Below are 16,736 nucleotides of genomic sequence, written 5' to 3'. Positions count from 1 at the left end.
GCCGATGGTACTGCAGGGGGGACCCTGTGGGAGAGTAGGACGCCGCCGAACAATCATTCAACGCTGGTCCCTGAACTTCGGTTCGGGGACCAGCGTTTTTTTGTGCCCGGTCACTTGGTGTTCACGTTGTAGGACGAGCATCCCAGGCATGGGGACGATCGGAATGCTGAAGTCCGCGGGTGTTGGCATCGGTGACGAGGTCATCGTGCCGGCCTACGGGAACGCCGAGGTGGCCGAGGCCGTGCTCGCCGTCGGGGCCATGCCGGTGTTCGCCGACATCGACGGCGCCACGTACTGCCTCGACGCCGCCGCTGTGGAAGCCGCCGTCACGACGCGTACGGCGGCGGTCGTCGCCGTATCGCGGTTCGGGTACCTGGCCGGCGTGCGGTCCGTGCGGGAGCTCGGACAGCGGCGGGGCCTTCTCGTGGTGGAGCACCGGGAGGAGGACGACTCCCGCGAGCCGAGCGTCCTCGCTCAACGGCAGGTCCACGCGGCCTACTTGAACCGGCGGCTCACCGGGGTGCGGACCCCGGAGGACTGTGTGGGGCACACGTACCAGCAGTACGTCGTGCGGGTGCCCGGGAATGGGCGGCCCGACCGTGACGCCTTCGCGCGTGCTGTGCGGCGCAAGGGGGTCGACTGCCAGGTACCGGTGAAGACGCCGGTGCACCGGCTGCCCGCGTTCCAGCGGGCGGTCTGTCTGCCCGAGACCGAGCGGGCCGCCGACGAGACGCTCGCCCTGCCTGTCGGCCACCCGCTGTCCCGTCGTGACCTGCAACGTGTCGTCGCCGCGTGCAACGCGCTCGGCGGGCTGCTGCAACCCGCCTTCTAGCGAGTTTGTTTGAAGGGTGACGTACGCGAGGGGAGCGGCGGGTTCGGAGCACGGCTGATGTTCGGGTAGGATCTACCTCGTTGCCGCAGCGCAGCGAAGGCCCCAATAGCTCAGTCGGTAGAGCGTCTCCATGGTAAGGAGAAGGTCTACGGTTCGATTCCGTATTGGGGCTCAACACACGAAAGGCCCCCGCCGGTTGGCGGGGGCCTTTCGCGTTTCTACGGGTGGTGGGGCATCGGTACGCGCATGGCGAGGATGGCCATGTCGTCGGAGGCCGGTTCGGCTGCGAAGCGTTCCACGGCGCGCAGGATGCGGGCGGCGACCGCGCCGGCCGTCAGGCCCGTGCAGGTGGCCAGGACGTCGGCCAGGCCGTCGTCGCCGAGCATGCGGGTGCCCTCGCGGCGCTCGGTGACGCCGTCGGTGACGCACAGGAGTACGTCGCCGGGGTCGAGGGTGACGGTCTGCTCGTACAGCTCCAGGTCCTCCATGACACCGAGCAACGGCTGCGGTTCGGCGGCCGGTTCGACCGAGCCGTCCGGGCGCAGGCGCAGCGGGAGGGGGTGACCGGCGCAGACGACCTTCAGGATGGCGCCGCCGTCCTCCTGGGGCCACAGCTCGCCGTACAGGAGCGTCAGGAAGCGGCTGCGGGCGCCCTCGTCGAGGATGGCCGCGTTGAGGCGCTCCAGGACTGCGGGGCCGCCGAAGCCTTCGCGGGCGAGGAGGCGCAGGGCGTGGCGGGCGAGACCGGTGACGGCGGCCGCCTCGGGGCCCGTACCGCAGACGTCGCCGATGGCGAAGCCGTACGCGCCGTCGCGGATGGGGAACAGGTCGTAGAAGTCGCCGCCGACCTCGTTGCCCTCTCCTGCGGCCCGGTAGATGACCTCCACCTCCACGTTGGGGACGTGGGGGAGTTCCGGGGGGAGGAGGCTGCGCTGGAGGGACTGGCTGATGGCCATGCGCTCGGAGTACAGCCGCGAATTGTCCAGGGCGAGGGCGGCGCGGCGGGAGAGGTCCTCGGCGAGTTCGAGGATCTCCTGGCGGAAGTGGTCGTCGGTGGGCTTGCCGAGCGTCAGCATGCCGATGACGCGGTTGCGGGCGACCAGGGGCAGGACGACGGTCTCGCCGCCGACCGCCGCGGCTGTGGCGAGCGTGGTGCCGATGCCCGAGCCGACGTGCGGGGTGGAGCCGAGGCCGAGGCTGCGCATGGAGGTGCGGAGCGCTGCCTGGTGGGCGGCTTCGGCGGGGGCGTTCCAGACGCGGGCTCCGGGGGCGGGGACGGGCTCCGGCGGGTCGATCTTGGAGAGGAGGGCCTTGAGGCCGTCGATGCGCTCCTCGTCCTCGTGGAGGACGAACGAGAGGTAGGGCTCGGAGGACTGGTCGGCGATCGTGTAGACGGCGCACCAGGTGGCCAGCGTGGGGACCGTCATCTGCGCCATGAGGGCCAGGGTCTGGTCGCGGTCGAGCGTACCGGCGAGGAGGTCGGAGGCTTCGACGAGGAAGGAGAGCGAGCCGCGGCGCAGGCGTTCCAGCTCGCCCAGACGGGCGGACTCGACGGCGAGTGCGATGCGGTCGGCGGCGAACTGCAGGCGCAGGGCCTCTTCGTTCGAGTAGCGGCCGGGGGCCTCGGCGGCGACGCCGAGGGAGCCGGTAAGGCGGCCCTCGACCTTGAGGGGGACGGTGACGACGGAGCGCATGCCGGTGCCGTTGAGGAGGGGGACTGCTCCCGGGACGGCTGTGAGGTCGTCGTGGACGGCGGGCATGCGGGCGGAGCCGTAGCGGCCCGTGCCGGCCTCGACGGGGACGCGGGCGAATCGCTGGCGGGCGGAGGGGAGGCCGGTGGTGGCCCGTACCTCCAGCTCGGTCTCGTCGTCGGTGGCGAGCAGCAGGAACGCGGAGTCGGCGTCCAGCATGTCGCGGGAGCGCTCGACGGTGCGCTGGAGGAGCCCGTCGAGGTCGTCGGGGGCGGGGGAGCCGATGAAGACCTCGAAGGGGTCCGTGGTGCGGCCCTCGGAGAGCGAGCCCTTGGCGGTGTCGCCGGGGGTGCGCTGGGGGGACTGCAGGACCGCGCGCTCGAAGTCGCGTACGAGGAGGCAGACGGTCGAGGGCTCGCCGGAGGTGTCCCGTACGCGCAGGTGGGAGGCGTAGACGGGGACCGTGCGGCCGTCGGCGGCGCGGACGCCGTAGCTGCCCTCCCAGCGGGAGAGCTGGAGCGCGTCCGCGATGCCGGTGGCGATGCCGGGGGTGTGCGGCCAGGCGGCGAAGTCGGTGAGCTGCTTGCCGGTGACCTGGTCGGCGTCGTACCCGAAGAGCTCCTCCGCGTCCTCGTTCCAGGCGTTGATGGCGCCGGAGCGGTCGATCTGGACGACGGCGACGCGGACGCGGCCGTCGGCGACCGGGAGGTGTTCGACGGGGAGGACGGGGCCGGCCGAGCGGATGCCGACCGGGCGTGCGGGGAGGTCGAGCTGGAACCAGACGTGCTTGTGGGTGGGCGCGTAGTCGACTCCCCAGCGGGAGGCGAGGGCCGCGCACAGCAGGAGGCCGCGTCCGCCTTCGCGGTCGGGGCTGCCGAAGGACTGGGCCGTTCCCTGGAGCGGGACGTCGCGCTCGGGGTAGCGGTCGCCGACCTCGACGCGGACGCCCTCGTCCGTACGCAGACAGAGCACGTCGGCGGTGGTGCCGGCGTGCACCACCGCGTTCGTCACGAGTTCGCTGGTGAGGACGACGGCGTCGTCCACGATGTCCGTGTAACCCCAGCCCTGGAGTGTGTCCCTGACAAAGGCGCGGGCGGTCGCGACCGACCGTCCCACAGGGTCGAAGCTGGCAGCCGCCCGCGCGGTGATCACAGAACTCCTCGTACGCGTCTCGACGCCCGGCTCTGCCATGATCGGCCCGCCCCTCCGGTGCCCGGTGATGGATCTCGCGTCACCGCCCCCGCCGGGCGGACCGGGGCGGCTGGACAGCCGTAAGCCAGGTTACTTACCTTCCATGTCCGAGCGGATGCCGGTCACCAGTGTTTCCGCCCCCGGAGTCCGGGGAGGGGTGTGCGAAGCTGCCGAACTGTTATGGCCTCGTTCGGCCATGGTGAAACACTGGGAAGGCTTCGGGCGAAGCCCGATGAGTACGGTCGACCCCTGCGGGAGGGACACGGTGGAGTCTGGCGCAGCCGCGCGGAGCACCAGCACGCGCGCAAAAGGCGGACGGTCCCGGAACAATGGGACAACCGAAGTGGACACAGCGGCCCTGAACAGGCTGCTGCAGGCCCTTGTGACGATGCGGGACGGCAATTTCCGTAAACGCCTGACGGTGTCGGGCGACGGGGTGATGGCCGAGATCGCCGCCGTCTTCAACGAGGTCGCCGACCGCAATCTGCATCTGACCGGTGAGATCGCCCGGGTGCGGCGCATGGTCGGACGTGAGGGGAAGCTGGCCGAGAGGCTGGAGACGGGGGCCTGCGAGGGCTCCTGGGCGACCGCGATCGACGCGTCGAACGCGCTGGTCGACGACTTGGCGCGGCCGGTTTCCGAGGTCGGCCGGGTGCTGTCCGCGGTGGCCGACGGCGACCTGGACCAGCGGATGGAACTGCGGTCGCTGAGCGCCGAGGGTGCGGAGGGCGCGGGGCATCCGCTGCGGGGCGAGTTCCTGAAGGTCGGTCGTACGGTCAACAACCTGGTCGACCAGTTGTCGGCGTTCACGGACGAGGTGACGCGGGTCGCCCTCGAAGTGGGTACCGAGGGCAAACTGGGTGGTCAGGCCCAGGTGCGCGGTATGTCCGGGTCCTGGAAGGATCTGACGGATTCCGTCAACACCATGGCGTACCGGCTCACCGCTCAGGTCCGTGACATTGCTCTCGTCACGACGGCGGTCGCCAAGGGTGATCTGTCACGCAAGGTCACCGTGCATGTGGCCGGCGAGATGCTCCAGCTGAAGAACACCGTCAACACGATGGTCGACCAGCTGTCGTCGTTCTCCTCCGAGGTGACCCGTGTGGCGCGCGAGGTCGGTACGGAGGGCGAGCTGGGCGGCCAGGCGCAGGTGCCCGGGGTGGCGGGCGTCTGGAAGGACCTGACGGACTCGGTCAACCTGATGGCGGGGAACCTGACCGCCCAGGTGCGGGGGATCGCGGAGGTGACCACGGCGGTCGCCAACGGTGATCTGTCGCGGAAGGTCACCGTGAGCGCGCGCGGCGAGGTCGCGCAGCTCGCCGAGACGATCAACCAGATGACCGAGACGCTGCGTACGTTCGCCGACGAGGTCACGCGGGTGGCGAGCGAGGTCGGTGGCGAGGGTCTGCTCGGCGGTCAGGCGCAGGTGCCGGGGGCGGCGGGCACGTGGAAGGACCTGACGGACTCCGTCAACACGGTCTTCCGGAACCTCACGACGCAGGTGCGGGACATCGCGCAGGTCACGACGGCGGTGGCCAACGGTGACATGACGCAGAAGGTCACCGTCGACGTCGCGGGCGAGATGCTGGAGCTGAAGAACACCGTCAACACGATGGTGGACCAGCTCCAGTCCTTCGGTTCCGAAGTGACACGCGTGGCGCGAGAGGTCGGCGTCGAGGGTCTGCTGGGCGGTCAGGCGCAGGTGCCGGGGGCGGCGGGCACGTGGAAGGACCTGACGGACTCCGTCAACACGGCCTTCCGCAACCTGACCGGACAGGTGCGCAACATCGCGCAGGTCACGACGGCGGTCGCCAACGGCGATCTGTCGCAGAAGGTCACGGTGGACGTCTCCGGCGAGATGCTGGAACTGAAGAACACCGTGAACACGATGGTCGACCAGCTGTCGTCGTTCGCCGACCAGGTGACGCGGATGGCGCGGGACGTGGGTACGGAGGGCCGCCTCGGCGGTCAGGCGCGGGTGGACGGCGTCAGCGGTACGTGGAAGGAACTCACCGACTCCGTCAACTTCATGGCGGGGAACCTGACGTCGCAGGTGCGGCAGATCGCCCAGGTGACGACGGCGGTGGCGCGCGGCGACCTGTCGCAGAAGATCGACGTGGACGCGCGCGGCGAGATCCTGGAGCTGAAGAACACCATCAACACGATGGTCGACCAGCTCTCCTCCTTCGCCGACCAGGTGACGCGGGTGGCCCGCGAGGTGGGTACGGACGGCCGGCTCGGAGGCCAGGCGCAGGTGCCGGGTGTGGCCGGTGTGTGGCGCGACCTGACCGACTCGGTGAACGGCATGGCCGGCAACCTCACCGCCCAGGTCCGCAACATCGCCCAGGTCGCGACGGCGGTGGCGCGCGGCGACCTGTCGCAGAAGATCGACGTGGACGCGCGCGGCGAGATCCTGGAGCTGAAGAACACCCTCAACACGATGGTGGACCAGCTGTCGAACTTCGCCGAGCAGGTGACCCGGGTGGCCCGCGAGGTGGGCACCGAGGGCATGCTGGGCGGCCAGGCCGAGGTGCAGGGCGTCAGCGGTACGTGGAAGGACCTCACCCAGTCCGTCAACTCCATGGCGAACAACCTGACGTCGCAGGTGCGCAACATCGCCGAGGTCACGACGGCGGTCGCCAAGGGCGACCTGTCGAAGAAGATCACGGTCGACGCCAAGGGCGAGATCCTGGAGCTGGTGACCACCGTCAACACGATGGTCGACCAGCTGTCGTCGTTCGCCGACGAGGTGACGAGGGTCGCGCGTGAGGTGGGCACCGAGGGCATCCTGGGCGGCCAGGCGCGCGTACGCGGCGTCACCGGCATCTGGAAGGACCTCAGCGACAACGTCAACCTGATGGCCAACAACCTGACGTCCCAGGTGCGGAACATCTCGCAGGTGTCGGCGGCGGTCGCCAACGGCGACCTGACGAAGAAGGTGACGGTCGAGGCGCGCGGCGAGGTCGCGCAGCTCGCCGACACCGTCAACACCATGGTGACGACGCTGTCGTCGTTCGCCGACGAGGTCACACGCGTGGCCCGCGAGGTGGGTACGGAAGGCGAACTGGGCGGCCAGGCGCGCGTCCCCGGCGTCTCCGGTACGTGGAAGGACCTCACCGAGTCGGTGAACTCGATGGCGTCCAACCTGACCGGCCAGGTCCGCCAGATCGCGATGGTCACCACGGCCATCGCCAAGGGCGACCTGACCAAGAAGATCGACATCGACGCGCGCGGCGAGATCCTGGAGCTCAAGACGACCATCAACACGATGGTCGACCAGCTCTCCTCGTTCGCCGACCAGGTGACGCGGGTGGCCCGCGAGGTGGGCACCGAGGGCATCCTGGGCGGCCAGGCGCGCGTACGCGACGTGGACGGCACCTGGCGCGACCTGACGGAGTCCGTGAACGAGATGGCCGGGAACCTGACCCGGCAGGTGCGCGCCATCGCGGCCGTGGCCACCGCGGTGACCCGCGGCGACCTCAACCTGAAGATCGACGTCGATGCCGCGGGCGAGATCCAGGTCCTCCAGGACAACATCAACACGATGATCGCCAACCTGCGCGACACCACCCTCGCCAACAAGGAACAGGACTGGCTCAAGGGCAACCTGGCCCGTATCTCGGGTCTGATGCAGGGCCGCCGCGATCTCGACGACGTGGCCTCGCTGATCATGAGCGAGCTGACCCCGGTCGTCTCGGCCCAGCACGGCGCGTTCTTCCTGGCGCTGACGACGCGCGGCACGAGCGAGGTGGGCGCGGACGAGGACAGCCCGTACGAGCTGCGCATGCGCGGCAGCTACGGATACTCGGCGGGCTCCATGCCGACGTCCTTCAAGCCCGGTGAGACGCTCATCGGCACGGCGGCGGAGGAGAAGCGCACGATCCTGGTGGACAACGTGCCGCCGGGCTATCTGAAGATCTCCTCCGGTCTCGGCGAGGCGCCGCCCGCGCATGTGATCGTGCTGCCGGTGCTCTTCGAGGGGAAGGTCCTCGGGGTGATCGAGCTGGCGTCGTTCCAGCCCTTCACCCAGATCCAGAAGGACTTCCTCAACCAGATCGCCGAGATGATCGCGACGAGCGTCAACACGATCAGCGTCAACACGAAGACCGAGGTGCTGCTGGAGCAGTCGCAGGAGCTGACCGAGCAGCTGCGGGAGCGGTCGGCGGAGCTGGAGAACCGGCAGAAGGCCCTCCAGGAGTCCAACGCCGAACTGGAGGAGAAGGCCGAGCTGCTGGCCCAGCAGAACCGGGACATCGAGGTGAAGAACACCGAGATCGAGGAGGCCCGGCAGGTCCTGGAGGAGCGCGCCGAGCAGCTCGCGGTCTCGATGCGCTACAAGTCCGAGTTCCTGGCGAACATGTCGCACGAGCTGCGTACGCCGCTCAACTCGCTGCTCATCCTCGCGAAGCTGCTCGCCGACAACGCGGACGCGAACCTCTCCCCGAAGCAGGTGGAGTTCGCGGAGACGATCCACGGGGCGGGCTCCGACCTGCTGCAGCTGATCAACGACATCCTCGACCTGTCGAAGGTCGAGGCGGGCAAGATGGACGTCAGCCCGACGCGGATCGCGCTGGTCCAGCTCGTCGACTACGTGGAGGCGACCTTCCGGCCGCTCACCGCGGAGAAGGGACTGGACTTCTCCGTACGGGTGTCCCCGGAGCTGCCCGCGACGCTGCACACGGACGAGCAGCGGCTGCTCCAGGTCCTGCGCAACCTGCTGTCCAACGCGGTCAAGTTCACCGACAGCGGGGCCGTGGAGCTGGTCATCCGGCCGGCGAAGACCGACGTGCCGAACGCCATCCGTGAGCAGCTGCTGGAGGCCGGTTCGCTGCGTGACGTGGACGCCGATCTGATCGCCTTCTCGGTGACCGACACCGGCATCGGGATCGCGGCCAGCAAGATGCGGGTGATCTTCGAGGCGTTCAAGCAGGCCGACGGGACGACCAGCAGGAAGTACGGAGGCACCGGCCTCGGTCTTTCCATCAGCCGGGAGATCGCCAGGCTGCTGGGCGGCGAGATCCACGCGGCGAGCGAGCCGGGCCGCGGTTCGACGTTCACGCTCTACCTGCCGCTGCACCCGAGTGAACTGCCGCCGCAGGGCTACCCGCAGCTCACGCCGGGCGCGATGGAGCCGCTGCGCGGGAGCGCCCCGGACGACGACCGGTCGGCCGATGCCGCGCCGCCGGCCGACTACGGGCCGGCCAGGCTGCCCTCGGACCCGCAGGGCGGCCCCGCCGGGCTGTTCCGGCGCCGGCGCAGGGCGGTGGCCGGCGGGGAGCAGTGGACGGCGCTGCCGGGGCAGGCGGCGGATCAGCCGGGGGCGCCCGACCAGGCTGGTCATCCCCGGTCCGGTCAGGCCGGCGAGCCGTCGGGAGCGGCGCAGGAGTCGTGGGCCTCGGGCGGTCAGGAGGCGGCGACGCCGCAGCCGCGCCGCGGGATCATGTTCTCCCAGGAGAAGGTGCTGATCGTCGACGACGACATCCGTAACGTCTTCGCGCTCACCAGCGTCCTGGAGCAGCACGGACTGTCCGTGCTGTACGCGGAGAACGGCCGGGAGGGCATCGAAGTCCTGGAGCAGCACGACGATGTGACGGTCGTACTGATGGACATCATGATGCCGGAGATGGACGGCTACGCGACGACGACGGCGATCCGCAGGATGCCGCAGTTCTCGGGGCTGCCGATCATCGCGCTGACGGCGAAGGCCATGAAGGGCGACCGGGAGAAGGCCATCGAGTCCGGAGCTTCCGACTATGTGACGAAGCCGGTCGATCCCGACCATCTGCTCTCGGTGATGGATCAATGGATGCGTGGGGAGTGACCGTAGGCTGGAGGAAAGCGGCGGGTTGCTGACCGACTGTGGCCGAAGGCGTGTGAGGGCGCGGTATCCGGGGAACCTTCTGGTCTCCCACCGCGTTTCTCCTACGTGCACAGTGACATCGCGGTGACAGGGTGTGGCGACAGGCGGGGTGCGGCTACCATGACCGGCACAAGGACGGGCGACGCAAGAGAGTCGTCCCCTGGGGCGGCGCCCGGTGCACTGCCGGGGCGAGGAGGGCGGGCCATGGTGCAGAAGGCCAAGATCCTCCTGGTCGATGACCGGCCGGAGAATCTGTTGGCGCTGGAGGCCATCCTCTCTGCGCTCGATCAGACACTGGTACGGGCATCGTCAGGGGAGGAAGCGCTCAAAGCGCTGCTGACGGACGATTTCGCGGTCATCCTGCTGGACGTCCAGATGCCGGGGATGGACGGTTTCGAGACCGCCGCGCACATCAAGCGGCGAGAGCGGACCCGGGACATCCCGATCATCTTTCTCACCGCCATCAACCACGGCCCGCACCACACCTTCCGGGGTTACGCGGCCGGCGCGGTGGACTACATCTCCAAGCCGTTCGACCCGTGGGTGCTGCGCGCCAAGGTCTCGGTCTTCGTCGAGCTGTACATGAAGAACTGCCAACTGCGTGAGCAGGCGGCGCTGCTGCGCCTCCAGCTGGAGGGCGGCGGCCAGGCGGGTGCCGTGGGCGACGCGAAGGAGCCCGCTGGTCTTCTCGCCGAACTCTCCGCGCGGCTCGCCGCCGTTGAGGAGCAGGCCGAGGCGCTGTCCAAGCAGCTGGACGACGAGTCCGTGGACGCCGCGGCCGTGGCCACGGCCGCGCACCTGGAGCGCAAGCTCACCGGTCTGCGCCGGGCACTCGACGCGCTCGAACCGGGAACCACCGGCGCGGCGCCCCCGTTCCCGTCACAGCACTGAACGAGGGCACCGGGCGGTCGCTGCGGGCCCGGTGAGGTGGCGTCAGTTCTCTGCCTCCCGAGGCGCGACACGAACGGGTGAAGCGGTGGGCACACGTGTCCGTCGCGTCCCGCACCGGTAACCTCACCACCATGGCCTCACGTACGTCCGGCAAGGGTTCCCAGGGCACGGCGGGCACCGCGAAGGCGCGCGCCGGGCGTACCACCGGCGCCGCGAAGAAAGCGGCACCCGTCAAGAAGTCCGCCGTCGCGGCGAAGAAGGCCGCGCCCGTGAAGAGGGCGCCGGTGAAGAAGGCGCCCGCGAAGAGGGCGGCGGCCAGGCCCGCCGCCAAGACGGCGCCGTCGCCCACCAGCGGTGTGTTCCGGCTGGTGTGCGCCCTGTGGCTCGGCCTCGCGCACGGTGTGGGCGCGATGTTCCGCGGCATAGGGCGGGGCGCGAAGGGCCTCGACCCGGCCCACCGCAAGGACGGTGTCGCGCTGCTCCTGCTCGGTCTCGCGCTGATCGTCGCCGCCGGTACGTGGGCGCAGCTGCGCGGGCCGGTCGGCGACCTCGTCGAGATGCTGGTGACCGGCGCCTTCGGGCGGCTCGACCTGCTGGTGCCGATACTGCTGGGCGTCGTCGCCGTACGGCTGATCCTGCATCCGGAGAAGCCGGAGGCCAACGGCCGGATCGTCATCGGGCTCTCCGCCCTCGTCGTCGGCGTCCTCGGGCAGGTCCACGTCGCCTGCGGAGCGCCCTCCCGCGGCGACGGCATCGAGGGCCTTCAGGACGCCGGCGGGCTGATCGGCTGGGCCGCCTCCACGCCGCTGATCTTCACCATGGGCAGCGTCCTCGCCGTACCGCTCCTGCTCCTGCTCACCGTCTTCGGGCTGCTCGTCGTCACCGCCACACCGGTCAACGCGGTCCCCGAACGGCTGCGGCAGCTCGGCATCATGCTGGGCATCCTCGCCGCGCCGCCGGGATACTACGTGGACTCCGAGGAATCCGAGGACGACGAGCGGTACGACGAGCAGTGGCGCGAGGCGCTTCCCGCCGGCGCGCGCCGCTCGCCCGCACGCCGGGCCCCGGCTCCCGCCGCGTACGACGAGGACCTCGCGGAGGATGAGGCGCTCACCCGGCGCCGCCGGCCCCGCAGGGCCGCCGCGCAGCCCGCGTCCGGGGCACGGGCCCTGGACGCCGTGGACGTGGCCGCGGCCGCCGCCGCCGCGCTGGACGGCGCCGTACTGAACGGGCTGCCGCCGTCGGCGCTCGTGGCCGATCTGACGCAGGGGGTCTCCACCGAGCGCCCTGCCGCCGTGCCGCCGGCGCGCGAGGGGGCCGGGAAGCCGGAACGCACACCGGTGCCCGCGCCCCTGTCCGGATCGGGTTCCGGGGCCGGTTCCGGCTCGGGATCCGCGTCCGGGGCGAAGGTGGCGGATCTGACCAAGGCGCCGCCCGAGGCGTCCCAGCCGCTGCCGCCGCGCGCCGAGCAGCTCCAGCTCGCCGGGGACATCACCTACTCCCTGCCCTCGCTGGACCTGCTGGAGCGCGGCGGGCCGGGCAAGACGCGCAGCGCCGCCAACGACGCCGTAGTCGCCTCGCTGACGACCGTCTTCACGGAGTTCAAGGTCGACGCGGCCGTCACCGGCTTCACCCGGGGCCCGACGGTGACCCGGTACGAGGTGGAACTGGGGCCGGCCGTCAAGGTCGAGCGGATCACCGCGCTCGCGAAGAACATCGCGTACGCCGTCGCCAGTCCCGACGTGCGCATCATCAGCCCCATCCCCGGCAAGTCCGCCGTGGGCATCGAGATTCCCAACACCGACCGCGAGATGGTCAACCTCGGTGACGTGCTGCGCCTCGCGGACGCGGCCGAGGACGACCATCCGATGCTCGTCGCGCTCGGCAAGGACGTCGAGGGCGGCTACGTGATGGCCAACCTGGCGAAGATGCCCCACGTCCTGGTCGCGGGCGCCACCGGATCAGGAAAGTCGTCCTGCATCAACTGCCTGATCACCTCGGTCATGGTCCGGGCGACCCCCGAGGACGTGCGGATGGTCCTGGTCGACCCGAAGCGCGTCGAGCTGACGGCGTACGAGGGCATCCCGCACCTGATCACCCCGATCATCACCAACCCCAAGCGAGCCGCCGAGGCGCTCCAGTGGGTCGTGCGGGAGATGGACCTGCGGTACGACGACCTGGCGGCGTACGGCTACCGGCACATCGACGACTTCAACCAGGCCGTGCGGACCGGGAAGATCAAGCCGCCCGAGGGCAGCGAGCGGGAGCTCTCGCCGTACCCGTACCTGCTGGTCATCGTCGACGAGCTGGCGGACCTGATGATGGTGGCGCCGCGTGACGTGGAGGACTCCATCGTCCGCATCACCCAGCTGGCCCGCGCCGCCGGGATTCATCTGGTGCTCGCGACCCAGCGGCCCTCCGTGGACGTCGTCACCGGTCTCATCAAGGCGAACGTGCCCTCACGGCTCGCGTTCGCGACCTCCTCGCTCGCGGACAGCCGGGTCATCCTCGACCAGCCGGGCGCCGAGAAGCTGATCGGCAAGGGCGACGGCCTCTTCCTGCCGATGGGGGCGAACAAGCCGACCCGTATGCAGGGCGCCTTCGTCACCGAGGACGAGGTCACGGCGATCGTCCAGCACTGCAAGGACCAGATGGCGCCGGTCTTCCGGGAGGACGTGGTCGTCGGGTCGGCGAAGAAGAAGGAGATCGACGAGGATATCGGTGACGACCTGGATCTGCTGTGCCAGGCGGCCGAGCTCGTGGTGTCCACGCAGTTCGGATCGACCTCGATGCTCCAGCGGAAACTGCGTGTCGGCTTCGCGAAGGCGGGCAGGCTGATGGATCTGATGGAGTCGCGGAACATCGTGGGGCCGAGTGAGGGATCGAAGGCGCGCGATGTACTCGTCAAACCGGACGAATTGGATGAAATGCTCGCTATGATCCGAGGAGATTCTCACCCGTAAGAGAGTGGTGAGCAACCGTTTCCCCGGTTCGTACGTCCAGTTGAGGGGAGGGGGAGACAGATGGTGTCACCATCAGCCTGTCAGGCAGTCCTGATGGCGTACAAAGTCCGCCCTCCCGGTTGCCTCACGCTTTCGTACCCCCCCTAGACTGAACACCCAGCAGGTGGCTCACGCTCGAAAGGCGCCCCCGTGTCCATCGGCAACTCTCCCGAAGACGACCGGCCTTCAGTCGAAGACGACCGGCCCTCGATCGGACGCGCTCTCCAGCAGGCCCGTGTGGACGCGGGTCTGACGGTCGACGAGGTCAGCGGTTCGACCCGGGTGCGCATCCCCATCGTGCACGCGATCGAGCAGGACGACTTCAGCCGCTGCGGAGGCGACGTCTACGCACGCGGCCACATCCGTACGCTCGCGCGCGCCGTGGGCCTCGATCCGGACGCCCTGGTCGCTCAGTACGACGACGAGCACGGCGGACGGCCCGCACCCACGCCCGCGGCGCCGCTCTTCGAGGCGGAACGCATCCGCCCGGAGGCCCGCCGCCCCAACTGGACCGCGGCCATGGTCGCCGCGATCGTCGCCGTCGTCGGCTTCGTCGGTTTCACGCTCTTCAACGGCACCGACGGCAGCGGCGGCTCCCGGGACGTCGCGGGCTCCACGCCCGCCACGACCAAGCCGGCCAAGCCCACCCCGACCAAGCCCGCCGACCCCAAGCCCGACCCGTCGGACAGCGCCATCGCGGCCGTCCCGCAGGACCAGGTGACGGTCGCCCTCACCGCCAAGGACCGCAAGAGCTGGATCTCGGCGAAGGACCACAACGGCCGCCTGCTCTTCGACGGACTGCTGCTCAAGGGCGAGTCCAAGACCTTCACCGACAAGGAGAAGATCGACCTCGTGCTGGGTGACGCCGGCGCGATGCAGCTCTTCGTGAACGGCAAGGAGGTCGGCGACGAGTTCCAGGCCGGCCAGGTCCAGCGGCTGACGTACACCAAGGGCGACCCGGAGGTCGGCTGACCTGGTGACTTCCGGCCCCGGGGCAGGGCCGGACAGGCCCGGGGCCGGACCGTCATCCACGGCCACCGGCCCCCCTCAACCCTCGCGGCGGGGGCGCGCGCCGGGACAAAGTAGTCTTGAGTCCATGCCCGAACGCCGCACCGTCGCCCTTGTCACTCTTGGCTGCGCCCGTAACGAGGTGGACTCGGAGGAGCTGGCAGGCCGCTTGGCAGCGGACGGCTGGCAGCTCGTCGAGGACGCCTCGGACGCGGACGTCGCCGTCGTCAACACCTGCGGATTCGTCGAAGCCGCCAAGAAGGACTCCGTCGACGCCCTGCTCGAAGCCAACGATCTGAAGGATCACGGCAAGACCCAGGCCGTCGTCGCCGTGGGCTGCATGGCCGAGCGGTACGGCAAGGAACTCCAGGAAGCGCTGCCCGAGGCCGACGGCGTACTCGGATTCGACGACTACGCCGACATCTCCGACCGCCTCCAGACCATCCTCAACGGCGGCATCCACGCCTCGCACACCCCGCGTGACCGGCGCAAACTGCTGCCCATCAGCCCCGCCGAGCGCCAGGACGCCCCCGACGTCGCGCTTCCCGGGCACGCCCAGGACACGCCGCCCGAGGACCTTCCCGGCGGCCTCGCGCCGGCCTCGGGACCGCGCGCGCCGCTGCGCCAGCGGCTGGGGACCAGCCCCGTCGCCTCCGTGAAGCTCGCCTCCGGGTGCGACCGCAGGTGCTCCTTCTGCGCCATCCCGTCGTTCCGAGGCTCGTTCATCTCGCGGCGCCCGTCCGACGTACTGGGCGAGACGCGCTGGCTGGCCGAGCAGGGCGTGAAGGAGATCATGCTGGTCTCCGAGAACAACACGTCGTACGGCAAGGACCTCGGCGACATCCGGCTGCTGGAGACGCTGCTGCCCGAGCTGGCCGAGGTCGACGGCATCGAGCGCGTACGGGTCAGCTACCTGCAGCCCGCCGAGATGCGGCCGGGGCTGATCGACGTACTGACGTCCACGCCGAAGGTCGCGCCGTACTTCGACCTGTCCTTCCAGCACTCGGCGGCCGGTGTGCTGCGCTCGATGCGGCGGTTCGGCGACACCGACCGCTTCCTCGAACTGCTGGAGACGATCCGCACCAAGGCGCCGCAGGCCGGTGTGCGGTCCAACTTCATCGTCGGGTTCCCCGGCGAGAGCGAGGCGGACCTCGGCGAGCTGGAGCGTTTCCTCACGGGTGCGAGACTGGATGCGATCGGCGTATTCGGATACTCCGACGAGGAGGGCACCGAGGCCGTCACGTACGACAACAAGCTGGACGCCGAGGTCATCGCCGAGCGGCTCGAGCACATCTCGCGGCTCGCGGACGAGCTCACCAGCCAGCGGGCCGAGGAGCGGCTCGGGGAGACGGTCGAGGTGCTCGTCGAGTCGGTGGACGGTGAGGACGGCGCGGTCGGGCGCGCGGCGCACCAGGCGCCCGAGACGGACGGCCAGGTGCTGTTCACCTCGGCCGAGGGGCTGTCCGTGGGGCGTATGGTCGCCGCGAAGGTGATCGCCACCGAGGGTGTGGATCTGGTGGCGGAGTACAGCGAACTGCTGGGAGGCGACCCCCAGACCCCCGACGAGGAGGCAGGCAGATGACCGGAGTCCCGGCATCCGCTGCCGGTGGAACCGGCGCGAAGCCGGCGCCCGGCGGCAAGCTGGGCGCTGCGGCCGTCAATCAGGCCAGCCTGTGGAACGTCGCCAACCTCCTGACCATGATGCGGCTGGTGCTGGTGCCCGGCTTCGTGGTGCTGATGCTCCAGGACGGCGGGTACGACCCGGCCTGGCGCGCCTGGGCCTGGGCGGCGTTCGCCGTCGCGATGATCACCGACATCTTCGACGGGCACCTCGCCCGTACGTACAATCTGGTCACCGACTTCGGGAAGATCGCCGACCCCATCGCCGACAAGGCGATCATGGGCGCGGCGCTGCTGTGTCTGTCGGCGCTCGGGGATCTGCCCTGGTGGGTCACGGGCGTCATTCTGTTCCGGGAGCTGGGCATCACCGTGCTGCGCTTCTGGGTGATCAGGCACGGAGTCATTCCGGCCAGCCGCGGCGGCAAGATGAAGACGCTCATGCAGGGCGTGGCGGTCGGGATGTACGTGCTGGCGCTCACCGGGCCGCTCGCGACACTGCGGTTCTGGGTGATGGCGGCGGCGGTCGTGCTGACGGTGGTGACCGGGCTGGACTACGTGCGCCAGGCGATCGTGCTGCGGCGGGCCGGCATCGCGGCGGAGTCGTCGCGGTGACGGGCGGGACGGTGGAGGACGCCAGGGGC

The 16,736-nt window shown here is 70.0% G+C and carries 8 protein-coding genes and 1 tRNA gene; 8 read left to right on the top strand and 1 reads right to left on the bottom strand.

What is annotated here, in order from left to right; all coding sequences use genetic code 11:
* The first annotated feature begins 148 nt into the window (after positions 1–148).
* Positions 149–832 carry a DegT/DnrJ/EryC1/StrS family aminotransferase gene (locus IE185_RS22100; RefSeq protein ID WP_189715804.1) on the top strand — a complete coding sequence of 228 codons (684 nt, stop codon included), beginning with the start codon at positions 149–151 and terminating at the stop codon, positions 830–832.
* A gap of 99 nt (positions 833–931) precedes the next feature.
* Positions 932–1,004: transfer RNA gene (locus tag IE185_RS22095), tRNA-Thr, on the top strand.
* Positions 1,005–1,050: 46 nt separating this feature from the next.
* Here the strand turns inward: IE185_RS22095 and IE185_RS22090 are convergent.
* Positions 1,051–3,714, bottom strand: a complete 2,664-nt coding sequence (locus IE185_RS22090) for a SpoIIE family protein phosphatase (RefSeq protein WP_189715802.1) — start codon at positions 3,712–3,714, stop codon at positions 1,051–1,053.
* A gap of 265 nt (positions 3,715–3,979) precedes the next feature.
* On the opposite strand from IE185_RS22090, the gene IE185_RS22085 reads away from it, so the two are divergent.
* The 6 genes from IE185_RS22085 to pgsA all read left to right on the top strand — a co-directional run bounded on the left by IE185_RS22085 (position 3,980) and on the right by pgsA (position 16,707).
* Positions 3,980–9,535, top strand: a complete 5,556-nt coding sequence (locus IE185_RS22085) for a HAMP domain-containing protein (protein WP_189715801.1) — start codon at positions 3,980–3,982, stop codon at positions 9,533–9,535.
* Between the two features lie 243 nt (positions 9,536–9,778).
* Positions 9,779–10,465 carry a response regulator gene (locus tag IE185_RS22080; protein WP_189715799.1) on the top strand — a complete coding sequence of 229 codons (687 nt, stop codon included), beginning with the start codon at positions 9,779–9,781 and terminating at the stop codon, positions 10,463–10,465.
* 131 nt (positions 10,466–10,596) lie between these two features.
* Positions 10,597–13,428, top strand: a complete 2,832-nt coding sequence (locus IE185_RS22075) for a DNA translocase FtsK (protein WP_138897099.1) — start codon at positions 10,597–10,599, stop codon at positions 13,426–13,428.
* A gap of 189 nt (positions 13,429–13,617) precedes the next feature.
* Positions 13,618–14,439, top strand: coding sequence for a helix-turn-helix domain-containing protein (locus IE185_RS22070; protein ID WP_138897098.1), 822 nt, complete (start codon positions 13,618–13,620; stop codon positions 14,437–14,439).
* Between the two features lie 124 nt (positions 14,440–14,563).
* Positions 14,564–16,057 (top strand): 30S ribosomal protein S12 methylthiotransferase RimO, encoded by a 1,494-nt coding sequence (gene rimO / locus IE185_RS22065; protein ID WP_138897097.1) that lies wholly within the window; start codon positions 14,564–14,566, stop codon positions 16,055–16,057.
* Entirely contained in the window at positions 16,054–16,707 is a 654-nt protein-coding gene (pgsA, locus tag IE185_RS22060; protein WP_138897096.1) for a CDP-diacylglycerol--glycerol-3-phosphate 3-phosphatidyltransferase, read from the top strand. Before rimO ends, pgsA begins: the two co-directional genes overlap by 4 nt.
* Positions 16,708–16,736 lie beyond the last annotated feature (29 nt).

The organism is Streptomyces chryseus (genome assembly GCF_014650755.1).
Taxonomy (GTDB): Bacteria; Actinomycetota; Actinomycetes; order Streptomycetales; family Streptomycetaceae; genus Streptomyces; species Streptomyces chryseus.
Note: the sequence above shows the minus strand (reverse complement) of the source record. Positions and strands in the feature narration are given on the sequence as shown.